This window comes from Corynebacterium flavescens (assembly GCF_008693105.1).
In the GTDB taxonomy this organism is placed as follows: domain Bacteria; phylum Actinomycetota; class Actinomycetes; order Mycobacteriales; family Mycobacteriaceae; genus Corynebacterium; species Corynebacterium flavescens.
Genome location: NZ_VXKK01000031.1, coordinates 88995 through 111294 on the forward strand (window position 1 = coordinate 88995; position 22300 = coordinate 111294).

Genomic DNA, 22300 nt, shown 5'->3' on the forward strand with positions numbered 1-22300 from the left:
CGATTGTACGGGGCGGGTGGAAGCTTCCTAGGTATGCCACCCCGCCCGAATATTCTGACTATAGGGTTCTCAGTATCCTCCTATCCCCTGTCGAAGTCGCCATCGCAAGCCCAAAACCTGCCGAATTGTCATAGACCCCACATCATTTCGCCAGCCAGCCTGATTCACTACTGTCCCAAGCAGCCCGTAGCATGGTGGTCTATGACTACTGTCGCGACGAGGATTGCCACCTGGCTCCGCAGCTTCGGAGGCTTCCTCTCAGGAGTGGTTGCGGATGTCCGCAGCACATTGCGTAGCTGGTCCCCGCCACGCTGGTGCGCAGCCGTGGCTCTTCTTATAGCCGTCGTCGCTTTCCTGGTATTCGTCGACGTCCCAGACCTTGAAGCCCTACGCACGTGGGCGGAACACTTAGGCCCTTGGTTCATCCTTGTCTTCGGCGCCGCCTACATATTGTTCACCCAGTTCCCGATCCCGCGGACGTTATGGACTGTGGCTGCGGGAGTCCTTTTTGGGGCTTGGGAGGGAATAGTCATCTCCTTGGTCGCCCTCACACTCTCGGCAGTTCTATCCCTCGTCATCGTGCGAGCACTATTCGGGGAATGGATTCGCCCGCATCTGACGCACCCGGCGGTGTTCAAGATAAACGCGCACCTGGAAAGGCGTGGTTGGTTGGCCATTGCCTCCCTGCGCATGGTGGCAGGAATCCCTTTTTCAATTCTTAATTATGTGGCTGCGCTGACTCCTATACCGCTGATTCAGTTCGCCGCGGCCACTTTCATCGGATCGATTCCTACTACTGTCGTGGGCGTCATCTTCGGCGATGCGCTCATCGCCGGCGGCAACCCGTGGACCATCTTGGCCTTCATCGTGTTTGGGGTCATTGGGGTGGCAGGGCTTTTCTTAGACTCGCGGATTCCCACGCGCCCACCAGTCAAGCGCTCACGGTAGACTGTCCCCTAGTCATCTAGGAGGTAGGATTCATATGCTCGCTATTCACGCACGCTATCGTGGCCGTTCCTTGCGCCGCGCAGAGCTTGTTCAGCGCTCAGCCCACGCCTTATCCACCCTCGATGGGGTGGGCGAATTCGAGGTATTGGGCGTAGAGGACATCTGTGCCGTGATAGATTCTGCCGCCAGCGTGTGCGACGTCGTCATGGCGTTACTCGCCGATGGCGAGTGGGCGATAGGCATCGGCATAACCCCGGGTTCTGAGGTCACCGAGCCGGCTGCCCGCGGCGCAGCTACCGCCGCGCTAAAGACCTCTGCTCGAGCCGGCCAGGTCTACACCAAGATGAGCGTGCGGGGTCGCGCGGAGGAGGCAACTGACATCGCGGCGACCTTCGCGCTGCTGGGCTTCGTTCTACAAAAGAGAACGCTGGAAGGCCGCGAGGCCACCTCCTTGGTACGCAGCGGGCTTAATCAGAATGAGGCGGCCGAGCAGCTGGGTATTTCCAAGCAAGCCATGTCCCAGCGGCTGCAGGCGGCCGGCTGGGCAGCGGAAACGGCTGGTTGGAGCCTTGCTCTGCACCTGCTCGAGCGCGCCAATACCGTGGCCGTGGCTTGACGCAGTCCTTCTGCTTGGATTCTCCTACTTAGAGTATTCCTGCTTAGAGCAGATCTTCCTTGCGCAGCTCGGGGGTGGTGACAAAGTCGACGAGGCGCTCGACGGCGCCGATGAGGGTCGAGTCGAGGTCGCGGAAGGAATGCACGGCATTGTAGACCCGGTTCCAGCCCTCTTTGGGATCACTCCACCCCACGCGCCGACAAATGCCGGTTTTCCAATCCTCGCCGTAGGGAACTTCGGGCCACGCGCGCAAACCCAGGCGTTCGGGTTTAACTGCAGCCCAAATATCGATGAAGGGGTGCCCCGTGACTAAGACATGCTCGCCCACCGTTTGCGTCAAACGGGTCTCCTTGGAGCCCTCAACCAAGTGATCGGCCAAAACGCCGACGCGTCGCCCCTCCACAGGGCCGAATTCTGCGAGGCGTTGTGGGAGATTATCCAGCCCCTCTAAGTACTCAACTACGACGCCCTCAACACGCAGATCGTGGCCCCATACCTTTTCCACGATGGCGGCATCATGAATGCCCTCGACCCAGATCCGGGAGGGGGCGGCGACTTTAGCCTCAACGTTGCTCACTCGCCGCGAACCCGAATTGGAGCGCTGCGGCTGACTCTTGGGGCGGTAGCGCGTGAGAGTTACCGGCTGTCCTTCGTAGAGGAAGCCACCCTTGACCAGGTTGAATACGCGCTGCGTGCCGTAGCGATCCTCGAGGCGAATAACCTCTCCATAGACGGTTTTATCCACGCCGAGGACAGCGCCCACGAAGTCATCACCGCGTACCTCCACGACCATCCCCGGTTCCGCCGCCATCTCCGGGTACTCTCGTGCCTGCGCTCTGCTATGTCCGCGCAGGATGTCTCCACCATAGGGATCAATATTCATGGCTAGGCAGTCTATCTACTATAATTGTCCGCCATGGATATGCGCGCCGAGGTTTGGTCTCCACTTCAAAACACTGCCGTGTGGCTGGGCGCATGGTTATGGGGTCACGAGTCAACAGATGCCCTCATTGAGGCCGTCACCGAGCTGCAGGGGCCGGTTCGCGGTAGCCAAGATGAGCCGCTTGTCGAAGTCCTTTCTAGGCTCCGAACCGAAGCCACAGGGCTGCTTGTCCCAGGCTCGCGCGAGCCCGTTCTCCGCCTTATCCTTTCCGGTCCGGGACAAGCCCCAGCACTTCCGGCCGGATCAGAATCCGCCCAGGCTGCTTCCTTGAGCCCCGCAGGAGCAATCGTTGTCCGCACCACCGAACGAGATCGTCATATCGTAGTCGTTCCTCACACCGAGGTGTACGACGGCTGGGAGATGAGCCGATGGGAGATGTTGGTTGAAACGCTGCCCCTTCCGGCACCGGCCTGGCTCAGCCCCGGCGAGGCGGATGCGCTGCTGGCACGCGCCACCGACGAAGCGGCGACGCTCATCGAGGCAACGGGCTATCACAGCGACGCACTCCCCAACCCACGGTTGACCGTGGGCACGCTCAGTGATTTCTACGACGCCCCCGGGCTGCCGGCCTCGATCCCGGGCCGGGCAGCCAAGCTCTTCGCGCGCGCGGATCGCGTGGCGGCAATCATAGAGACCGTCACAGACAGGATCGGAGACCATAGCCTCGATCCCCAATTACTGTGCTTATGGCACTACATCAGACAGGCGCGGATGGCAGGGGTAAGCTATGCGCTCTCCGACTTTGCGGGAACAGTACGGCGCAGGGCGTGAATATCACAGCAGCCTTTGGCACAGGGCTCGCCGTTGATGGTGCAGCCTTGGCTAGTAACTGTTCCCAGTCCCGGGCTGCGCCTGCCAGCAGAGAGATCTTCTACGAGGTCCACCACCATCTCTGAGAAAGCCGCCGATGGTCCGACGGTGCGCACGCGCTGGAGGTCTACTCCCATCTCCTTAGCTGCATCGCGCAGCTCGGTGTCGAGGTCCCACACGATCTCCATGTGATCAGAGATGAACCCAATGGGACAGACGACGACCGCATCTACTCCATCTTCCTCGTGGATCTGCGTGGTGTGATTTACCACGTCGGGCTCAAGCCACGGTGTCGCGGGGTTTCCCGAGCGAGACTGCCACACGAGGTCATAGTCATCAATGCCCGCCTCCTGCGCAACCAGCCGGCTCGCCTCGGCGACCTGACGGGAGTAGATGTTTTTATCTCCGGGCCCACCGCCGACATTGTCGTGGGCGAGGGGAACAGAGTGAGCACTAAAGAGCATTCGAGCTTTCCTGCCCTCCGGTACCTGCGCCAGAGATTCCCGGACTGCCTGCGCTGTCTCAGAGATGAACTTGGGATGATCGAAGAACTGCGGCAACTTGGTGAAGTCCATTTCAGGCAGACCCTTGTCCGCGAGGTGCTTGCGCATTGCCACGATGTCCTCATCGTATTGACGGCAAGCGGAGTATCCGCCCCACGCCGAGGTGGCTAAGACCAGCACGTTGCGTACTCCGTCACCAGCCATGGCCTCGACAGTTTCACTGGCGAAAGGATGCCAGTTGCGGTTGCCAAAGTAGACGGGCAATTCGTGCCCCCGCTTCTCCAGCTCCGCCTCAATGTGGGAAATGAGTTCGCGGTTGAGGCGGTTGAGAGGGCTGACTCCCCCGAAGTGGAAGTAGTGCTTACCCACTACCTCGAGGCGCTCGCGGGGGATGCCGCGACCGCGGGTGACATTCTCCAAAAACGGAACAACCTCCTCGTTTCCTTCCGGGCCACCGAAAGAAAGAACGAGGAGGGCGTCGTAGCTAGAGGCATGGTGTTGTGCAGTAGTCATACCCCTAACTCTACCAACCAAAAGTTGGAGGTCTAAATGAGTCGCACGGCGTACTCGGTCATACCGGACCAGCGCACTGGGCTGACCTGAACGGTCGAACCGGACTGAGGGGCCTCGAGCATGGTTCCATCACCAAGATAGATGGCCACGTGCTGGCTACCGCCTGGACCGTAGAAGATGAGGTCGCCGCGTTCCATATTATTCGGGTTAATGTACTCGCCCTTCTGATACTGGTAACCGGTGTAGTGCGGAAGCGAGATTCCTACGCCTGCGAAGGCGTAGAGGACGAGCCCTGAGCAGTCGAAGCCGACCTTGTTATAGTCGCCATAAGAGTCTGCAACACCGCCGTCGCGGATTCCTAGTGTGGGACCATTGGCGTCGCCGCCACCCCATGCATAGGGCATTCCAATCTGGCCCATGCCGCGGCTAATGACTGCCTCGATCTTCTGCGAGCGATTCATGTCGGAGACCTCAGTCGAGGCATCCGCCGTGACTTCGTCACCGGTCTTAGTCGGAGTCAGCAAATCCGTCAGGGTCCGCAAGACCTCGCTGTCGGAAGACGCCGAGGTATCGACGCCCTGGAGCGCCAACAGCTCCGAGGAGGCATTCACCAAGTCGCCCACCTGATCGCCACTCAATCCGGTGTGGTTAGGCTGCGAGGCCGCCACGATGGAGGCGGCTGCGCTGACGGCAGAGCTACCCGCGTTGAGCAACTCCTGCGCGTTATCCGGGGCGCCGGCTGCGGCTAAGCCGTTGGCGGACATCTGCTGAACGGCAGGGTCGGAGGATAGGGCTGCACCGGTTTGTGCCACCTGGGCAGCACTCTCAGCATCGAGGTGTGGGCCTGTACCGCCGGAACGCAACTCGCGGGTAGCCTGTGCCTGGGCCTCGCCCTCAACGCTGGGCACTGCCGCTTCGCTCGTGCCAGTTTCTGATCCCGTGGCTGGTTCACTAGCTGTGGCCGACTCAGTTGCCGTCCCGGAGGCAGCGTTAGAAGGTGTTCCAGTCGTCGCTCCAGCAGCAGCCGTCGCTGCGGGAGCATGAGCCCCTTGATTCAAGGTTGAGCCATTGACGTTACTGTGGGCTGTGGAGTCCGAACTGCGTGTCGATTCTGTGGACTTATCCTTAGAATCAACTCCCTTGGCTTTATTTAAGGAGGTTTGCACCTCCTTCTCCTGCTTGATTAGCTCCTCGCGCTGGCTCGAGAACTGCTGAACCTTCGCCAGGCTCTCGTCGAGAGTCTTACGGGCCGCGGACTCGGCAGACTCTGCTTGATCTTCGCGGTCTTCGGCGAGCTTTTGCACCTGGCGCAACTGAGACTCACGGTTGGCCTTCTCAGTGCGGACCTTCGTCAGGTCGTCGACGACTGCCTGCTGCTCCTTTGTCTGGGTACGCAAGTAGGTATCGCGCTCGAGCTTGTCGCGCCGCGAGTCCGCGCCGGAAGCGTTGGTCACGACGTCGGATGTATTTGCCCGGCGGTAGGCGGTGCGTGAGAGCTCGTCCAACTTGGACTGGGCTTTCTCTACATCAGACTGCGCCTGGTCCAGTTCTTCGTTTGCCTTGGCCGTGCCCTGCTTGGCCTGCTGCGCCTCGGTACGGGCATCCTGCAGGTCGACGAGTGCGCGGTTGACGTTCTCACGGTTGCCGCCGATCTCGCCCTCGATGCGCGACACCTGGTCTTGGACGTCGGCAAGCGCGTTGGCCAGCTGGGCAACGGAGGCATTGCCCGAGGATAAGAGAGCAGTGATGTCCGTGGCAGGGCTGGCCTGCGCCACGACGGGGCTAAGAGTAGAAACAACGGATAAGGTCGCCGTGCAGGCTACAGCCGCAATAAGCGAACGCGCCTTCTTGGTGCGATTTTTAAAGATGGTGGCCACGAGGTTTTATCTCCTAGCACCCAACCTGGAAGTTCGTTGCGATGCTGCTCAACGCTCACCTGCTCCATACGCATTTCGGCGGCTATCTCGCACAACTGGGACGTAGCAGCGAAGGGATGGAACAAGGCGTGAATCAATAAGGAATGACTCATGGTATGTGCAGACAAAGCGGACAGGACTTCTCACTAAGTACCGAGGCGATATATAGATGGCTGCGCGTGGATTGCACGTGCGGCTACACGTTTGGGCCGGCGGAATCTCTTTAGAGAGGTTCACTGGCCTTCGACGCTGTGAAGCCTGCTCTTTCCAGCCCCTGGCACCACTGGCCACAACGGCGGCCCCGCCTTATGCAAGGGCGAGACCGGAGGGCCGGCGTGCCACGAACCGTGAACAGGTGCACGGACGTTGCTCCGTGTGGGAGACGAATCCTGCGTAGGCACCACGAGAATTGGTGCACTCCCCCTGCCGAACCCGGCCTGACAATCGATACCCAGTGACTTCTGGCTCCAACTGCCCGACTATCGAGCCCATGACATAAGGACGCTTAAGCGCTCGTCTCCCGCCTGGTACATGAAGGTGGGTGTTTAATTTTTAGGTTGGAACGCTGAGGTCTCAACGCTGATCATGAAAATACTGAACTCCGACACTGCGATGCTTCTTGCTGCCATCTCCCCCAGCTTTAGCAAAGGTAGCGCTCACGACTTAACGCTCGTTCTCAACGTCCGATGCCCGCCCGTGGTGTGCTTCCCCACATACCCGTGCGCTCATCCGTTGAGAGTCAAGGTCTAAACCATGAACTACTAGGACAACAATCAACCCGTGAGTCGATACTGGAACCATACGTCACATCAACAGCAAGTCGCACAATTTTCCCTGTAGTCACAGCCGTTTATCGTGGCATCTTCGCGTTACACGCACATCTAACCTGCAACTATTTTGTTACCCACCCGTTATTGTGAGCTTGCTCACTACTGCCCAACTGTCGGCGTGTCCTACGTCCAAATCCAGAACTGACACTTTCTTATGGCGAGATAAGTCAAGGCCTACTTTTTGACTTGCGCGTCTCCACGGGCTGCACGGTATGCGGCGATGCCGGCCGCAACGAACATAACGGCCAGCACTAGGGCTACAGCCAAGACTGGGCCACGATCGAGCCCAAGGCCTCCATAAAAGTGATCAAGCACAGAAGCCTGATCTAGGCCCTGTGGGATGCCATGCTGGGTGGATTCGATCTGTGCACGCGAGTAGACATCACTAACGGAGGAAACGGCGTTCGGCGCCTGCACGATGACAGAGTCGAGGCCCGAGTCTTGCTGCAGATCGCTGGCGAGATCTCTCAAATCTGCCAGATCGGGCGTGAAGACGTCGACGACGGCGATTCCATCCCCGGGCCGTAGGTGTCCGGCGACAAAGCCTTGCAGGTTCTCGTCTGCGGCCAGCTCCGGGTTGGTATAGGCAACTCCATCGGCTCTTAGCTGTTCACTAAGGCCTGCAATGTCAACGCCCGTCATGGTCACGAGAGATCCTTTCTTCACGCTTAGGCCGGGAGGACTCCCCTAATGCACCTTTGGCGTGCTCTACCTTGATTTATATAAGAGCCACCCCGGCACGGGGGACGTGACTCGCCACGAAGTATGCAAAAAGATGAAAACAGAACGCTTGTACTGTTATAGTTACAGCGGTCGAAGGTTTACCCCTCTACAATGGGTGAGTGAACCATCGCGTTCTTCTCGCCTCCGTGCGCCTGACGCCTATGCCCCGTAGCGGACTTTTTCCCTCGGGCCGCATCGGAGAATCCGAGTATTCATACAGAACAATAATAGTTCTACAAACAAGGAATGGAGCTCCCTGTGACTGAAAGCCTGAACTCCTTCGGTTCCAAGAAGACCCTTGACGTCAAAGGCAAGTCCTACGACTACTTTGACATCAACGCGGTCGAGGGCCTGGAGAAGCTGCCTTATTCGCTCAAAGTGCTCGCTGAGAATCAGCTGCGCTACGAGGACGGCAAAAACGTAACCAAAGATCACATCAACGCGCTGGCCAACTGGGATCCGGAGGCAGAGCCCTCTACCGAGATCCAGTTCACCCCGGCCCGTGTGCTGATGCAGGACTTCACCGGCGTTCCCTGTGTAGTCGATCTTGCTACGATGCGTGAGGCAGTGTCCGCTCTTGGCGGCAAGCCCGATCAGGTAAACCCCCTCAACCCGGCAGAGATGGTCATTGACCACTCCGTCATCGTGGAAGCTTTCGGCTCCACCGAGGCTCTTGAGAAGAACGTTGAGATTGAGTACCAGCGCAACGAAGAGCGCTACCAGTTCCTGCGCTGGGGTGCAGAGAACTTCTCCAACTTCCGCGTAGTTCCCCCCGGAACGGGCATTGTGCACCAGGTCAACATTGAGTACCTGGGTCGCGTTGTCTTCGACAACGACGGCCTTGCTTACCCTGACACCTGTATCGGCACGGACTCCCACACCACCATGGAAAACGGCCTGGGAATCCTCGGTTGGGGCGTTGGTGGCATCGAGGCCGAGGCAGCTATGCTCGGCCAGCCGGTTTCCATGCTCATCCCGAAGGTCGTGGGCTTCAAGCTCACCGGTGAAATCCCGGTCGGCGTTACCGCCACCGACGTGGTGCTCACCATCACCGAGATGCTCCGTAAGCACGGCGTGGTGCAGAAGTTCGTCGAGTTCTACGGCAACGGCGTTAAGTCTGTCCCGCTGGCGAACCGCGCCACCATCGGCAACATGTCGCCGGAGTTCGGTTCCACCGCTGCCATCTTCCCCATTGATGAAGAGACCATCAAGTACCTTGCCCTGACCGGTCGCCCCCAGGAGCAGATTGACCGCGTCGAGGCTTATGCCAAGGCACAGGGTATGTGGCTCGAGAAGGACGCCCCTGAGGCAAAGTACTCCGAGTACCTCGAGCTCGACCTATCCACCGTGGTTCCCTCCATCGCAGGCCCGAAGCGTCCCCAGGACCGCATCTTGCAGTCCGAGGCCAAGGAGAAGTTCCGCTCCGATCTCGCCAGCTACACCACCGACGAGGTTGTGGTTGATGAGACCACGAAGGAAGCCCTGCGCATGACCGCTGAGGGCGGCGCCACCGAGGAACTCGCTGACGTCACCGGCGGACTCAACAAATCCCGCGCCGGACACGGCGAGTCCGCAGCCAAGGGCTCCTCCGGACGCCCCTCCAAGCCCGTCATCGTCACCTCTCAGAACGGCGGCGAGTACACCTTGGATCACGGCATGGTGGCCATCGCCTCCATCACCTCGTGCACCAACACCTCCAACCCCTCCGTCATGGTGGGCGCTGGCCTTATCGCCCGCAAGGCAGCTGCGCTTGGTCTGCAATCCAAGCCTTGGGTTAAGACCATCTGCGCCCCCGGTTCCCAGGTCGTCGACGGCTACTTCCAGCGCGCCGATCTGTGGAAGGACCTTGAGGCACTCGGCTTCTACCTTTCCGGCTTCGGTTGCACCAGCTGTATCGGCAACTCGGGTCCGCTGCCTGATGAGATCTCCGCTGCCATCAACGAGCACGACTTGGCCGCTACCGCAGTTCTCTCCGGCAACCGTAACTTCGAGGGTCGTATCTCCCCCGACGTCAAGATGAACTACTTGGCATCGCCCATCATGGTCATCGCCTACGCCATCGCCGGCACCATGGACTTCGACTTCGACGCTCAGCCTCTCGGCCAAGACCAGGACGGCAACGATGTCTTCCTCAAGGACATCTGGCCCTCCACCGAGGAGATCGAGGCAACTATCCAGGACGCCATTTCCCGCGAGCTCTACGAGGCCGACTACGCTGACGTATTCAAGGGCGATGACGCATGGCGCAACCTTGACGTCCCCGAGGGCCAGACCTTCGAGTGGAACGAGGACTCCACCTACATCCGCAAGGCTCCTTACTTCGATGGCATGCCCATCGAGCCCGAGCCCGTTGCAGACATCAAGGGTGCTCGCGTGCTCGCAAAGCTGGGAGACTCCGTCACCACCGACCATATCTCCCCTGCTTCCTCCATCAAGCCTGGTACCCCGGCAGCGCAGTACCTCGACGAGCACGGCGTTGAGCGCCAGGACTACAACTCCTTGGGCTCTCGTCGCGGCAACCACGAGGTTATGATGCGCGGTACTTTTGCCAACATTCGCCTCTCCAACGAGTTGGTCGATGTACGCGGCGGATACACCCGCGACTTCACCCAGGAAGGTGGCCCGCAGGCCTTTATTTTCGATGCCTGCCAGAACTACAAGGCCGCCGGCATTCCCCTGGTTGTTATCGCTGGTAAGGAGTACGGTACCGGTTCCTCGCGTGACTGGGCTGCCAAGGGCACCAACCTGCTCGGTGTCAAGGCCGTCATCACCGAGTCCTTCGAGCGAATTCACCGCTCGAACCTCATCGGCATGGGCGTCATCCCGCTTCAGTTCCCGGAGGGCGAGTCCCATCAGTCGCTGGGCCTGGATGGCACCGAGACCTTCGACATCGAGGGCATCACTGTACTGAATGAAGGCGAGACCCCTAAGACGGTACATGTCACCGCCACCAAGGAGTCCGGCGAGACCGTGGAGTTCGATGCCACTGTGCGTATCGATACCCCCGGTGAGGCCGACTACTACCGCCACGGCGGCATCCTGCAGTACGTCCTGCGCCACATGGTTTAAGCTTCGGCTTTAGATCCTCAGTAGCGGGGCCGCAAGTTCTCTTGCGGCCCCGCTACTAGATTTTTCAACGGAGTCATAACTCCGCTTTAATAATTGAATAGTCTCGAGTTTTATCACGATAGAAATGGAAATTGTATGCCGATTGTCAGCGATTCCGAGCTTAACCGCCGTCGCCACGACATCCTGGTAGGTGCCCGCCGTTGCTTCGCCGAACACGGCTACGAGGGGGCCACGGTTCGCCTTCTCGAGGAGGCGACGGGCAAGTCTCGGGGTGCCATCTTCCACCATTTTGGGGATAAAGAATCGCTGTTTCTGGCGCTCGCCCGCGAGGACGCCGCTCGCCAAGCTGAGGTGGTGGCAAACAATGGTTTGGTCGAGGTCATGAGTGAGATGCTGCGGCACCCCGAAAGGCACGATTGGCTGGCCACGCGCCTGGAAATCACCTCGCTACTGCGAACTGATCCCTCATTCGCTGCTCGCTGGAAAGATCGCCAGTCCATTCTGGATGAGGCCGTGCGTGCTCGCTTGGCGTCCAACGCCGAGAAAGGACGCCTGCGCAAGGACGTAGACATCGACACTTTGGTGAGCTATCTGGAGACTTTTATGGATGGTTTTATCAACCGTCTAGCGCTCGGAGACACCGATAACCTTGATGAGGTTCTCAAGCTCGTTGAGCACTCTATCCGCGGTACTTCCCCGCGCTCATAGGCTGGGCTCGGGGAAGCATTTCTGGGCACCGGCTTCAGGTGGCCGCGAGGCTTTAAAGTGCTGCGAGGATTAAGCGGCGTGCGGGGGTTGACTTAGCTCGATCTCCGCTACCTCGGCATAGCGCCCCACCGCCTCCATGAAGGCCGCGTCGTGACACGTGATGATAAGAGCCGTCCCAGCTTCCAGCGCCGAGTGAATAAGGTCATGGACTCCGCTGAAGTCATCTACCATGGTGTCCGGTTCATCAAGGATCACCACCTCGCGCTGCAGGGAAAAGACATGCTGCAGCTGGGCTAGGCGCAGGCGCGACGAGCTGAGGTCCAGCGGGTGTTCGTCCCCGTCCGTGGCGTCCGTGTCGCCGATGAAGTCCGCTAGCCGTGACTCTACAACTTGATCTGCGGGGAATTGCAACGCCATGGTCAAGCTTGGATGGGTCCGAGGGTGGCCATCTAGACCTGCTGCTGCGCGCAAGAGCGTTGTTTTTCCTGAGCCATTGGCTCCGCGGATCCAGAGGACGCCGCCTCGCCTTGGTTTAAGATGCACGGGACCTACTGAAAAGTCCGTCCCAGTCGGTGGTTTGAGGTGCCACCACCTGCGCCGCCCCGCCTGCCTACTGACGGATACTTCCCCAAGCTCTATGGCACTGCCCGCCGCAATACGTTCTCTCTGCTTCTCATCCGGGCTATGCCGCGCACGAACCACGATGACTGCGGTGTGCGGCAATGCCGCCAACAATCCTGCTACTTTGTGCCGGGAATAGGGGTCGAGGCCGGCATAAGGCTCAACCACGATGAGAATCTCCGGCTGGGTTATCGCCACGCTAGCACACGCCAGCCTGCGTGTTTGGCCGCCTGATAGCCGTGCGGGATCGCGGTCAGCGAGCTCGCTGAGCGCCGCCTTTTCCAACATCGCAGCTACTCGTTGTTCCATGTCAACGCGCGCAACACCGTGATGTTCCAGGCCCAAGGCCACTTCTTCGCGCACCGTCTCGCGCAGGAGTGAGATATGCGCGGAGGCATCTGCGCCTACGACGGCGGTGGTTGCCAATTGCTTCGCCAGCTCTTGGGCGCGGGCATCCGCGCTCTCCGAGTGCTCTACGACGACGTCTACGAGGTGACCGGGAATTAGATCCATGTGGCAACCACCACCACGGCGCTGAGCAGCGGAAATAATATACAAATACAGCTTTGCGTCACACTGCGCTCAAGCGGCACCAGAAGCGTGCGAGGCCCGGGCCTATCGAAGCCAATGGCAGATAGCGCCTCACCGCGCTGGGCACCCTGGGTAAGCAGCTTGGAAATGACCGGCACGATAAACCGCGACAGAACGTTGCGTGGACGCATCCGCACTCCATCCAGCTTGTTTGCGTCCCGGACTGCCTGCACGACCAGCCTCCCCTGCGCCAAAAACTGCAGGGAGGTTCCCACCACATAAGCGGCCTTGTACCCCAGCCTGGAGGACTGCAACCACTTAGCCACGTCCGATACTTTGAGGGCAGCTACGGCGGCCAGGAAACAGGCCATCAGGGCCCCAAACCTAAGTGCCAACTCTGCGGCAAGCGATACTCCGTCCGAGGTGATGAGAGGAGCCAGCCGGTGCTGCCCGTAAGGAGCGTGAATGACCAGCATGGAAGCCGCGGTCGGCAAAGAAAGCGCAAGGGTCGTGGCGATGACGGAGATAGAGCGCGAATACCACGTGCCTAAGGCCCACGCCGCACAGAGCACTCCAGCCGAGGTCCACGGAGAGTTGGCCGCCATGACCACTATCCAGGCGCAGCCCGCAGCGAGCAGCGCGGTCGCAGGGTGAAGCTGCCTAGGTGCAGCGCTGGCCTTAGTCATTAGCGCGGACGAAGAGACTCGAGCGTGCGCTTTGGGAGAGCCTTGAGTGCGGTCCAGACGATCAACATGACGATAGCTTTATCGAGCGGGTCAGAGATGAAGGACTGCAGGGTAACCGAGGCGATGAGGGAATTGCCCAGCTCCCTAAAGAGCGAGACGACGGCACCGGTGCCCAGTCCTGCTGTTCCTCCGTAGACGAAAGCAGCGACAGGTGCCGCCAGCATGCCGGTGACAATACCCAGTAGAACACCGGAGACGATCACACTCCACCAGGCCCTGAATGCACCCTTTTCAATGGCCCAACCGGCGAGGAAGCCCGTGGCGGCGGAAACTGCAGCAAAAGGGAGTGCTGCGGGGTTGATAAAGCCCCATACAACCGAGGACAACAGGCCTGTGGACACTCCGGCCAGTGGGCCTGCCAGCGCCGCGACAAGGATGGTGCCTACCGAATCGAGGTAGAGCGGAATGCCGATGGAGCCGACTACCTCACCAATGACGATGTTGAGCACGAGAGCAGCGGGAATAACGGCGATGGTTCGGGCTGGTAATAAGGGCAGGGTTCCTGCCAAGAGCAGTGCAGCCCCCAGCAAGTATCCAACCAAGGTGATGAGTCCCTCGGTGGAGCCTCCCACGGACTCCCAGTCCGTAGGCCGGACCAAGACTAGGTAGATCCACGTGGCGGCTGGAATGATGGCGCCCGCGATGATTAGCGCCTTGCGAGCAGGAGTAAGAGCTGGATTAGACATAGAGATCCCCAAATTAAGGCCGAGTATTCGGCCAGAGTGAGCTTCCCTATGTCACCTCGGGAAATTTTCGCTGCTTAGCTTACTGCATTCTCAGGAGAAGCCAAAAGTTTCAGGGCCCGGGAAAACTCGCGATGTGCTGCCTCGATGTCCGCGCCAGTGACCACAGCGCAGTTGGCGGGGCGGTTCCAGTGCCCGCGCAGGTCCGCCACGCTCGTTCCGCGCAAGAGCTGCGACTGCGCCTCCACCGCCACCGTCGTCTCCATCGCCTCATAGGGCACGGTTCCCAAGGCGATCATGCACGTGAGCAGATCATGAATCTGGGCTTGATAGCCCTCACCTTGTTTTTCGTGGAACTCGAAGTAGAAGCGCAGAATCTCGGGCAGCACCGCTGTCAGCGGGTGCCGGTTCAAGATTTCCAGCATGCTTTCAAAGCGTTGTGGATCAACCAAGAACCGCTCGGTGACCTCTAAAGAGCACAACGTCGAATGTGCGGGGGCCTCAAAGAAAGAGCGCGCCGCGTCCGGGTCCACCCAGAAGTTCCACTCTGCCGTGGGGGTGGTGTTGCCGCGGTAGTTGATAGCACCGCCCATGATGGTGATGGAGGAAAAGCCCGCAGCCCCCGCGGAATCCACGTAGCGAGCAAGGTTGGTCACAGGCCCGGTCACGATGAGGTGAGCACCAGCGGCGGCGGCAGCCTTCCACATCTCTTGCCAAGTCTCTTGCTCCTGCGCCGCAGCCAAGTCAGTCGAGGCTGGCGCGGGAGGACTAAAATAGCCCAAACCTTCGGGTCCATGAGTCTCCGGCGTGGTGACTAGATCCACGACCAGGGGCGCGGACTCACCGGCTTGGACCGGCACCTCCCCTAGCCCGCATTGCTCTAGAATCCAGGCGGCATTAAGCGCGGTCTGCTTAACTCCCACGTTGCCTGCCGTGGTGGTCACACCACTCAGGGAAATCTCCCCCGCGCGATGCAGCCCTGCCAGATACATCAAGGCCAGGGCATCATCAATGCCGGGATCGCAATCAAGGAGCACTTTCTTCATGGGCTATAGCCTAGATCGAAGAGACCGGATTATCTCCATCGACAAAGGCAAGCGGGCTGGCGGGCAGCTTTCGACGCCCGAGGGCTTCCGTGATGACTTGAGCCACCAGTTCTCGCGAGGTTTTCTCTTGTAGCCCTGTGGCATCGTCTGGGATGACCTTGATGCCGTGCGATGCTTCGTCGCCAAGCGCGGCGGGGCCCAGGATGAGGTAATCCAAGTCCGTGGTCCCGAGGCGCTTGTCGACGGCTTTCTTGGCCTCCACGTAAGCGTACCAGCTGCCGTCCTGGGGATCAGCTTCGTTCCTGGTCGCACCCAGATAAGAGATCATGATGTACTCGGGCACCGGGCCACCTGCGGCCTGGAGGTGCTCGAGGGCGTCGATAGTGGCTAGGGCACCATCCCTATCCACCGCCCACGTCAATTCGGATCCACCACGCCCGCCGTTGCCTGCGCCCCATACCACTGCGTCGAAGCCCGAAAAGAGCTCCGCCCACTGGCTCACGCTGGTCGTGGTGATATCCCCTAACACCGCGTGGGCGCCCAGGGCCTCAATCTCAGCAACCTGTTCCTTAGAACGAATGAAGGAAGATACCTCATGGCCTGCGGCAACCAACATGGGCGTGGCGAGCAAAGCAATCTTGCCATGGCCTCCGATGTATAGAACCTTCTTGGCTACGGTTGCGGTCTGTGTTTGGGTATCCGGGGTGGACTCTGCGTTAGTTTCAGTATTCTTCTCGCTCATGCCGCCCCACTCTAACAGCAGCTGCGGCACTCGTGACGGCAACGCGATGCAGGTAGGCTAAGCGCAGGTGCGACAAGGCTAGAGGTTAGACTGTTATCCATGTATGCCATCATGACCGTCACCGGCGCCGATAGCACCGGTATTATCGCCGCCGTAACCACCACCCTTGCAGAGCTCGACATCAACATCGTTGATGTCTCCCAAACGCTGATGTCGGGCTACTTCACTATGATCCTGCGCGTCGAGTTCGACGATGCCGCTGTGACCATCCCCGAAATCCAGGAGCGGATGAACCCAGTTGCCGAAGCCAAGCAGCAGTCCATTCGCATTCAGTCCGAGTCCCTATTCACAGCGATGAATGAGATCTAAGATGACGAACCGCTTCAACACCAGCAACATCCTCGACACGATCGAGATGATTGACAAGTATCGTCTCGATATTCGCACCGTAACCATGGGAATCTCCCTGCTCGGATGCACGCGTACCACCATGGAAGAGACCTGCCAAGCCATCTACGACCGCGTCACCACGCAGGCCGCGCACCTCGTCGAGGTCTGCGAAGGCATCGAAGCCGAGCTGGGCATCCCCATCGTCAACAAGCGCATCTCCGTAACGCCCATTTCCTTGGTCGTGGCCGGGGTTGCCGGCAGCCCTGTGGATGCTGCCAAGGCCCTAGACCGCGCTGCCAAGGAGGTGGGCGTCAACTTCGTCGGCGGCTACTCCGCCCTGGTTGAAAAGGGTGCCACCACCGCCGACAAGAAGCTCATCTCCTCGATCCCCGAGGCTCTGGCCTCCACCGACGTGGTGTGCTCCTCCGTCAACATCGCTTCCTCGCGCGCTGGAATCAACATGAATGCCGCCAAGAAGATGGGTGAGGTATTCAAAGAGGCAGCAGAGCTGACCAAGGATGACTCCGCCATCGCCTGCGCCAAGCTGGTTGTCTTTGCCAACTCTGTGGGCGATAACCCCTTCATGGCTGGCGCCTTCCACGGCATCGAGGAGCCAGATTGCGTTGTTTCCGTCGGAGTCTCCGGCCCCGGCGTTGTCGATCGTGCCCTCGGATCCCTAGAAGGTGCCACCCTCGACCAGGTGGCAGAAGAAGTTAAGAAGGCTGCGTTCAAGATCACCCGCGCCGGGCAGTTGGTGGGCAACCTCGCCTCCGAGCGCCTCGGCGTTCCTTTTGGCATCATCGATCTCTCGCTGGCGCCTACCGCGGAGTTGGGAGATTCCGTGGCTCATATCCTCGAGCACATGGGCCTGGACCAGGTAGGAACGCACGGCACCACCGCCGCGCTCGCCCTGCTGAACGACGCCGTTAAGAAAGGCGGCATGATGGCCTGCTCCCGCGTCGGTGGGTTGTCTGGCTCCTTCATCCCTGTCTCGGAAGACAAGGGCATGATCGACGCCGTGCGCTCCGGCTCCATTTCTATGGACAAGCTCGAGGCGATGACCGCGATCTGTTCCGTCGGCTTCGACATGATTGCGCTGCCGGGAGATACCTCCGCGGCCACCATCGCGGGAATGATCGCCGACGAGGCGGCCATCGGCGTGATGAACCATAAGACCACCGCCGTGCGCGTTATCCCCGTCCCCGGCGCCAAGGTGGGAGATGAGGTCAACTTCGGCGGCCTTCTCGGCTACGCGCCTGTTATCCCCGTGAGCACCGTGAGCAACTCCAAGTTCATCGAGCGCGGCGGCTTCATCCCTGCTCCTGTGCACGGATTCCGCAACTAGAAAGTAACAACCACAAGAGGCGCTTCACCGCGCCTCTTGTAGCCAGCGGCCAGTCTAGGCCAGTTCGACGATCTCCATGTATTCGTCGTTCCACATGTCCTCATCGCCGTCCGGCATGATGATGACGCGATCCGGGTGCAGGGCCTTAACCGCCCCGGGATCGTGCGTAACCAGCACCACGGCACCGGTGTAGGTGCTCAATGCATCGAGCACCTGCTCGCGCGAAATCGGGTCAAGGTTGTTCGTAGGCTCGTCGAGCAGCAAGACATTGGCGCGGGAAGAAACCAGCGTGGCCAGGGACAGGCGGGTTTTCTCACCGCCGGACAGGGTCCCGGCAGGCTGCTGCAGCTTGTCCCCGGAGAACATAAACGCGCCGAGCAATCCGCGCAGATCCTGCTGGCCTGCGTCCGGACAAGCATCAATGGTGTTTTCCCACACCGACTTGTCCGGATCGATGTTGTCATGCTCCTGGGCAAAATAGCCCACCCGCAGCCCGTGCCCAGAGACAATCCCGCCCTCACCATCGGTACGCTCGACCCCGGCCAGCAACTTGAGCAGCGTGGTCTTGCCAGCGCCGTTGTATCCGAGCACAACGACCCTTGAGCCCTTGTCGATGGCTAGATCCACGCCGGCGAATACCTCCAGCGATCCATACATCTTGGTCAGTCCGTGCGCGTTCATCGGGGTCTTGCCGCAGGGAGCGGGCTCCGGGAACTTGATGTGGGCAACCTTATCTGCCACCCGCACGTCATCGAGCTCATTCATCATGCGCTCGGCGCGGTGGAGCATTTGCTTAGCCGCCGCAGCCTTGGTGGCCTTCGCGCCCAGCTTCGCGGCCTGCTTGTGCAGAGCTGCGGACTTCTTCTCCGCATTAGCGCGTTCCCGACGCCGCCTCGCCTCATCCGTGGCACGAGCATCAAGGTACTTCTTAAAGCCCATGTTGTAGACGTCTACCTCGGCGCGCACGGCATCGAGGTACCAGACCTTATTGCACACCGCCGAGAGAAGCTCCACGTCGTGCGAGATCATGATGAGCCCGCCTTCGTGCTTGGAGAGGAATTGCCGCAACCAGACGATGGAATCGGCATCAAGGTGGTTGGTGGGCTCATCGAGCAAGAGCGTGGTCTGAGACTTGCCAGAGCCTTCAGTGGCGGCGAAAAGGATCTGCGCCAGCTCCACGCGCCGGCGTTGACCGCCGGAGAGCGTCTTGAGGGACTGATCAAGGACCCGCTGCGGCAGGCCCAAGTTATCGCAGATCTGGGCACAGTCTGCATCCGCCTCGTAACCGCCGAGGGTCTCAAACTTCTCTTCTAAGCGCGAGTACTTGGCAATAGCCTTGTCGCGCTTGGCATCATCTTCAGCGTTTTCCATCAAGTCTTGCTGCTTGAGCATGGAACGCTTGATGGTATCCAAACCACGGGCGGAGAGAACGCGCTCCCTAGCCGTTTGGTCGATGTTGCCCTCCCGCGAATCCTGCGGAAGATAACCAATGGAGCCCGACCGGGTGACAGAGCCACCGTAGGGCTCCGTCTCACCGGCGAGAATACGCATGGTCGTGGTCTTGCCTGCACCATTGCGGCCGACGAGGCCGATGCGATCACCCGGCTGTACGCGCAGGAGCTGGCCGGGGGCATCGAGCAGGGTGCGAGCGCCAACGCGCACCTCAAAATCATTGGTCACAATCACGGGGATCCAGTCTAGCAACCGGCGCCTCGCGCGCGAACTCGCGGCGAAAAACTAGACCGCGAACCCGAGAGCCTGCAGCATCTCCCGGCCTTCTTCGGTGATCATATTGGGACCCCACGGCGGCATCCAGACCCAGTTGATCTGAATAGCTTCCGCGAGCTTGTTGCCCACGATGGCGTCCTCCACCTGCTCGCCGATAACATCCGTCAGCGGGCAAGCCGGTGAGGTCAGCGTCATGTTGATGACCGCAGTCTCCTTGCCATCGATGTCCTCGAGCCAGATGTCGTAGACCAAACCTAGGTCAACGATGTTGATTCCCAGCTCGGGGTCAATGACATCGCGCATGTACTCGGTGATATCGAACACCTTGGAAACTTGCTGCTCGCTCTGCTCAGGGCGCTCGCCGGCTCCCTCAAAAGAGGAGCTGTCATTCTGGTACGGGTCTTTGGGTTCTTCACTCATGATCCTTCTCCACTTCGTTGAGAGCGTCGGCCGATGCGGCCTGGAAGGCTTTCCAGCCTAGGAGTGCACATTTTACGCGAGCCGGGTACTTGGCGACGCCCGCAAAAGCTACGCCATCCCCGATGACATCTTCATCTCCCTCGATCTCCCCACGCGACGTCACCATCGCGTCGAACTCCTCGACCTTCTCGTTGGCCTCATCGAGAGTGTGGCCGATGAGCTCCTCCGCCATCACAGAGGTTGAAGCCTGGGAAATCGAGCAGCCGGTGGCATCGTAGGAAATGTCCTCGACGGTGGTGCCGTCTGCAGAAAGCCTGACCCGCAGAACAATCTCATCTCCACAGGAGGGGTTGACATGGTGGACCTCTGCCTGCCCTTCGCGCAAACCCTTGTGCTGAGGGTTTTTGTAGTGATCCAAGATCACATCTTGATACATAGAATCTAGGTTCATGCTTCCACCCTAAAGAACTCACGGGCCGCCTTAACGGCCTCGATCAGCTTGTCTACCTCTTCAACGGTGTTGTAGAGGTAGAAGCTTGCCCGCGCGGTTGAATTGATATTGCAAGCGCGATGCAGCGGCCACGCGCAATGGTGCCCGGTACGGATAGAAACACCGCGATCATCGAGCACCTGGCCCAAATCGTGCGGGTGCACGCCATCGACCACGAAGGACACTGCCCCGCCGCGGTTCTCCGTGGTGCTAGGCCCAACGATGCGTACACCAGGAATGGATTGCAGGCCCTCCAGTGCGCGCGCACACAGTTCCTTCTCGTGGGCGTGGATATTATCCATGCCGATCTCGCTCAGAAACTCTACCGCCGCACCCAACCCGACGACCTGGCTGGTCATCTGGGTGCCCGCCTCGAAGCGTGTGGGTGGCTCCGCAAAGGTAGTCTTTTCCATGGTGACGATCTCAATCATGGAACCGCCCGTCAGGAAAGGCGGGAGCTGCTCCAAGAGAGCGGCCTTGCCATAGAGCGCTCCCACACCCGTAGGACCACACATCTTGTGGCCGGAAAAGGCCGCAAAATCCACGTCGAGAGCATGGAAATCAACCGGCATATGCGGTACGGACTGGCACGCGTCGAGGACCACGAGGGCGCCTACCGCACGTGCGCGGGAGACGAGTTCTGGGACATCACTGATAGCGCCGGTGACATTCGACTGGTGAGTAAAAGCCACCACCTTGACTGAATCATCCAATTCGAGGGAATCGAGGTCGATACGCCCATCAGGAGTCATCTTGTACCACTTCAACGTGGCACCGGTACGCGCACACAACTCCTGCCAAGGCACGAGGTTGGCGTGATGCTCTAGCTCGGTGATGACGACGGTATCGCCCTGGCCTACGTAGTGGTCACCCGCGCGCTTATCGCTGAGGATATAGGCCACCTCGTTGAGAGCCTCGGTCGCGTTTTTGGTAAAGGCGATCTCATCGCGGTCAGCGCCGACGAAAGCAGCAATGTTTCGACGCGCAGTCTCATAGGCGTCATCTGCCTCTTCAGCGAGCTGATAAGAACCACGGTGAACGGGAGCGTTCGTGTGCAGGACAAACTCTTCCTCCGCCTTCCACACCGATGCAGGGCGCTGGGAGGTAGCACCCGAATCCAGATAGACCAGCGGCTTCCCACCTCGCACCGTGCGCGCGAGGATGGGAAACTGCTTCCTAATCTCGGTTAAGTTTAGGTTAGACATGAGGCTTTCTTATTTGATGAACTGCTCGTAGCCTTCGGCCTCGAGCTGGTCAGCCAACTCGGCGCCTCCGGTCTTGATAACCTGGCCGTGTGCGAAGACGTGCACGAAGTCTGGCTTAACGTAGTTGAGGATCCTCTTATAGTGCGTAATCATCAAGATTCCGCCGTTGGTTTCCTCTTGGTAGCGGTTGATACCCTCGGAGACTACGCGCAGAGCGTCGACATCCAAGCCGGAGTCGGTCTCATCCATAATGGCGAACTTGGGCTTGAGAAGATCGAGCTGCATAACCTCGTGGCGCTTCTTCTCTCCACCGGAGAATCCCTCATTGACGGCGCGCATAGCAAAAGACTTGTCGATGGAAAGCTTTTCGCGCGCGGCGGTAATTTCCTTGTTCCACTCACGCAGCTTCGGAGCTTCCCCTCGCACTGCCGTTACAGCCGAGCGCATGAACTGCGACATCTTCACACCCGGCACTTCAGTGGGATACTGCATGGCTAGGAAGAGACCGGCGCGGGCGCGCTCATCGACATCCATGTCTAGGACATTCTCGCCGTCGAGCAAAATCTCGCCTTCGGTCACCTCGTACTTGGGGTGGCCTGCAATGACATAAGACAAGGTTGACTTGCCGGAGCCGTTGGGGCCCATGACCGCGTGCGTCTCCCCCGACTTGATGGTCAAGTTGACGCCCTTGAGAATTTCCTTCGGCTCGCCGCCTTCTTCGGTGGGGAGCACCTGGGCGTGAAGATTCTTAATTTCCAGTGTTGACATGGGGAT

Annotated in this window: 21 protein-coding genes; 7 read left to right on the forward strand and 14 right to left on the reverse strand. The window is 59.7% G+C overall.

What is annotated here, in order from left to right:
* The first annotated feature begins 201 nt into the window (after positions 1-201).
* Together F4V60_RS06300 and F4V60_RS06305 are read left to right on the forward strand one after the other, a co-directional pair.
* A complete protein-coding gene (locus F4V60_RS06300; RefSeq protein ID WP_075729822.1) occupies positions 202-948 on the forward strand; it encodes a TVP38/TMEM64 family protein in 747 nt (248 codons plus the stop codon).
* Positions 949-982: 34 nt separating this feature from the next.
* Positions 983-1564 carry a MarR family transcriptional regulator gene (locus F4V60_RS06305; protein WP_075729823.1) on the forward strand — a complete coding sequence of 194 codons (582 nt, stop codon included), beginning with the start codon at positions 983-985 and terminating at the stop codon, positions 1562-1564.
* Between the two features lie 43 nt (positions 1565-1607).
* Here the strand turns inward: F4V60_RS06305 and F4V60_RS06310 are convergent, their stop codons facing one another.
* Complete coding sequence (locus F4V60_RS06310) at positions 1608-2447, reverse strand: DUF3097 domain-containing protein (protein WP_075729824.1); 840 nt, start codon at positions 2445-2447, stop codon at positions 1608-1610.
* A 33-nt stretch (positions 2448-2480) separates the two neighbouring features.
* On the opposite strand from F4V60_RS06310, the gene F4V60_RS06315 reads away from it, so the two are divergent.
* Positions 2481-3278, forward strand: coding sequence for a hypothetical protein (locus F4V60_RS06315; protein WP_075729825.1), 798 nt, complete (start codon positions 2481-2483; stop codon positions 3276-3278).
* Here F4V60_RS06315 and F4V60_RS06320 read toward each other — a convergent pair.
* The 3 genes from F4V60_RS06320 to F4V60_RS06330 form a co-directional block, all read right to left on the reverse strand.
* Positions 3233-4333, reverse strand: coding sequence for a ferrochelatase (locus F4V60_RS06320; RefSeq protein ID WP_075729826.1), 1101 nt, complete (start codon positions 4331-4333; stop codon positions 3233-3235). The two genes, F4V60_RS06315 and F4V60_RS06320, sit on opposite strands and share 46 nt — an antisense overlap.
* A gap of 32 nt (positions 4334-4365) precedes the next feature.
* On the reverse strand, positions 4366-6210 hold the full coding sequence (locus tag F4V60_RS06325; protein ID WP_075729827.1) for a DIP1281 family NlpC/P60 protein: 1845 nt from the start codon (positions 6208-6210) through the stop codon (positions 4366-4368).
* Between the two features lie 1043 nt (positions 6211-7253).
* Positions 7254-7721 (reverse strand): Rv1476 family membrane protein, encoded by a 468-nt coding sequence (locus tag F4V60_RS06330; RefSeq protein ID WP_075729828.1) that lies wholly within the window; start codon positions 7719-7721, stop codon positions 7254-7256.
* 339 nt (positions 7722-8060) lie between these two features.
* Here F4V60_RS06330 and can point away from each other — a divergent pair, with 339 nt between their 5' ends.
* Both can and F4V60_RS06340 read left to right on the forward strand, forming a co-directional pair.
* Positions 8061-10871, forward strand: a complete 2811-nt coding sequence (can, locus tag F4V60_RS06335) for an aconitate hydratase (protein WP_211356592.1) — start codon at positions 8061-8063, stop codon at positions 10869-10871.
* Positions 10872-11006: 135 nt separating this feature from the next.
* Positions 11007-11579: a TetR/AcrR family transcriptional regulator gene (locus tag F4V60_RS06340; RefSeq protein WP_075729830.1), complete on the forward strand. Its 573-nt coding sequence runs from the start codon at positions 11007-11009 to the stop codon at positions 11577-11579.
* A 69-nt stretch (positions 11580-11648) separates the two neighbouring features.
* Here F4V60_RS06340 and F4V60_RS06345 read toward each other — a convergent pair whose 3' ends face one another.
* From F4V60_RS06345 to F4V60_RS06365, 5 genes are all read right to left on the reverse strand, one after another.
* A complete protein-coding gene (locus tag F4V60_RS06345) occupies positions 11649-12713 on the reverse strand; it encodes an ATP-binding cassette domain-containing protein (protein ID WP_075729831.1) in 1065 nt (354 codons plus the stop codon).
* Positions 12704-13417 (reverse strand): energy-coupling factor transporter transmembrane component T family protein, encoded by a 714-nt coding sequence (locus tag F4V60_RS06350; RefSeq protein ID WP_232315894.1) that lies wholly within the window; start codon positions 13415-13417, stop codon positions 12704-12706. The genes F4V60_RS06345 and F4V60_RS06350 overlap by 10 nt, the downstream gene beginning before the upstream one ends.
* Positions 13417-14163 (reverse strand): glycosyl transferase family 9, encoded by a 747-nt coding sequence (locus F4V60_RS06355; protein WP_075729832.1) that lies wholly within the window; start codon positions 14161-14163, stop codon positions 13417-13419. The genes F4V60_RS06350 and F4V60_RS06355 overlap by 1 nt, the downstream gene beginning before the upstream one ends.
* Before the next feature lie 74 nt (positions 14164-14237).
* Positions 14238-15206, reverse strand: coding sequence for a nucleoside hydrolase (locus F4V60_RS06360; protein WP_075729833.1), 969 nt, complete (start codon positions 15204-15206; stop codon positions 14238-14240).
* A 10-nt stretch (positions 15207-15216) separates the two neighbouring features.
* Positions 15217-15948: an SDR family oxidoreductase gene (locus F4V60_RS06365; RefSeq protein WP_075729834.1), complete on the reverse strand. Its 732-nt coding sequence runs from the start codon at positions 15946-15948 to the stop codon at positions 15217-15219.
* 99 nt (positions 15949-16047) lie between these two features.
* Between F4V60_RS06365 and F4V60_RS06370 the strand changes: the two genes are divergently transcribed.
* Positions 16048-16317: an ACT domain-containing protein gene (locus F4V60_RS06370; protein ID WP_075729835.1), complete on the forward strand. Its 270-nt coding sequence runs from the start codon at positions 16048-16050 to the stop codon at positions 16315-16317.
* Position 16318: 1 nt separating this feature from the next.
* Positions 16319-17683 carry a PFL family protein gene (locus tag F4V60_RS06375; RefSeq protein WP_075729836.1) on the forward strand — a complete coding sequence of 455 codons (1365 nt, stop codon included), beginning with the start codon at positions 16319-16321 and terminating at the stop codon, positions 17681-17683.
* 54 nt (positions 17684-17737) lie between these two features.
* Here the strand turns inward: F4V60_RS06375 and F4V60_RS06380 are convergent, their stop codons facing one another.
* From F4V60_RS06380 to sufC, 5 genes are read right to left on the reverse strand one after another with little or no spacing between them, the layout of a single operon-like run.
* The gene (locus F4V60_RS06380) at positions 17738-19369 is read right to left on the reverse strand and encodes an ABC-F family ATP-binding cassette domain-containing protein (protein ID WP_075729837.1); all 1632 of its coding nucleotides are present in this window, start codon (positions 19367-19369) and stop codon (positions 17738-17740) included.
* A gap of 51 nt (positions 19370-19420) precedes the next feature.
* A complete protein-coding gene (locus tag F4V60_RS06385; protein WP_075729838.1) occupies positions 19421-19831 on the reverse strand; it encodes a metal-sulfur cluster assembly factor in 411 nt (136 codons plus the stop codon).
* Positions 19824-20282: a Fe-S cluster assembly sulfur transfer protein SufU gene (gene sufU / locus F4V60_RS06390; protein ID WP_075729839.1), complete on the reverse strand. Its 459-nt coding sequence runs from the start codon at positions 20280-20282 to the stop codon at positions 19824-19826. Before sufU ends, F4V60_RS06385 begins: the two co-directional genes overlap by 8 nt.
* A complete protein-coding gene (locus F4V60_RS06395) occupies positions 20279-21526 on the reverse strand; it encodes a cysteine desulfurase (protein WP_075729840.1) in 1248 nt (415 codons plus the stop codon). The genes sufU and F4V60_RS06395 overlap by 4 nt, the downstream gene beginning before the upstream one ends.
* A gap of 9 nt (positions 21527-21535) precedes the next feature.
* Positions 21536-22294: a Fe-S cluster assembly ATPase SufC gene (gene sufC / locus F4V60_RS06400; protein WP_075729841.1), complete on the reverse strand. Its 759-nt coding sequence runs from the start codon at positions 22292-22294 to the stop codon at positions 21536-21538.
* Positions 22295-22300 lie beyond the last annotated feature (6 nt).

Excerpts from the sequence above, each read along its gene's own strand:
- F4V60_RS06385 (WP_075729838.1), bottom strand. The coding sequence starts at position 19,831 with ATGAGTGAAGAACCCAAAGACCCGTACCAGAATGACAGCTCCTCTTTT.
- F4V60_RS06355 (WP_075729832.1), bottom strand. The coding sequence starts at position 14,163 with ATGTCTAATCCAGCTCTTACTCCTGCTCGCAAGGCGCTAATCATCGCG.
- F4V60_RS06360 (WP_075729833.1), bottom strand. The coding sequence starts at position 15,206 with ATGAAGAAAGTGCTCCTTGATTGCGATCCCGGCATTGATGATGCCCTG.
- F4V60_RS06305 (WP_075729823.1), top strand. The coding sequence starts at position 983 with ATGCTCGCTATTCACGCACGCTATCGTGGCCGTTCCTTGCGCCGCGCA.
- F4V60_RS06375 (WP_075729836.1), top strand. The coding sequence starts at position 16,319 with ATGACGAACCGCTTCAACACCAGCAACATCCTCGACACGATCGAGATG.
- F4V60_RS06340 (WP_075729830.1), top strand. The coding sequence starts at position 11,007 with ATGCCGATTGTCAGCGATTCCGAGCTTAACCGCCGTCGCCACGACATC.
- F4V60_RS06350 (WP_232315894.1), bottom strand. The coding sequence starts at position 13,417 with ATGACTAAGGCCAGCGCTGCACCTAGGCAGCTTCACCCTGCGACCGCG.
- sufC (WP_075729841.1), bottom strand. The coding sequence starts at position 22,294 with ATGTCAACACTGGAAATTAAGAATCTTCACGCCCAGGTGCTCCCCACC.
- F4V60_RS06330 (WP_075729828.1), bottom strand. The coding sequence starts at position 7,721 with ATGACGGGCGTTGACATTGCAGGCCTTAGTGAACAGCTAAGAGCCGAT.
- F4V60_RS06395 (WP_075729840.1), bottom strand. The coding sequence starts at position 21,526 with ATGTCTAACCTAAACTTAACCGAGATTAGGAAGCAGTTTCCCATCCTC.
- F4V60_RS06300 (WP_075729822.1), top strand. The coding sequence starts at position 202 with ATGACTACTGTCGCGACGAGGATTGCCACCTGGCTCCGCAGCTTCGGA.
- F4V60_RS06315 (WP_075729825.1), top strand. The coding sequence starts at position 2,481 with ATGGATATGCGCGCCGAGGTTTGGTCTCCACTTCAAAACACTGCCGTG.
- F4V60_RS06310 (WP_075729824.1), bottom strand. The coding sequence starts at position 2,447 with ATGAATATTGATCCCTATGGTGGAGACATCCTGCGCGGACATAGCAGA.
- F4V60_RS06365 (WP_075729834.1), bottom strand. The coding sequence starts at position 15,948 with ATGAGCGAGAAGAATACTGAAACTAACGCAGAGTCCACCCCGGATACC.
- F4V60_RS06320 (WP_075729826.1), bottom strand. The coding sequence starts at position 4,333 with ATGACTACTGCACAACACCATGCCTCTAGCTACGACGCCCTCCTCGTT.
- F4V60_RS06345 (WP_075729831.1), bottom strand. The coding sequence starts at position 12,713 with ATGGATCTAATTCCCGGTCACCTCGTAGACGTCGTCGTAGAGCACTCG.
- F4V60_RS06370 (WP_075729835.1), top strand. The coding sequence starts at position 16,048 with ATGTATGCCATCATGACCGTCACCGGCGCCGATAGCACCGGTATTATC.
- sufU (WP_075729839.1), bottom strand. The coding sequence starts at position 20,282 with ATGAACCTAGATTCTATGTATCAAGATGTGATCTTGGATCACTACAAA.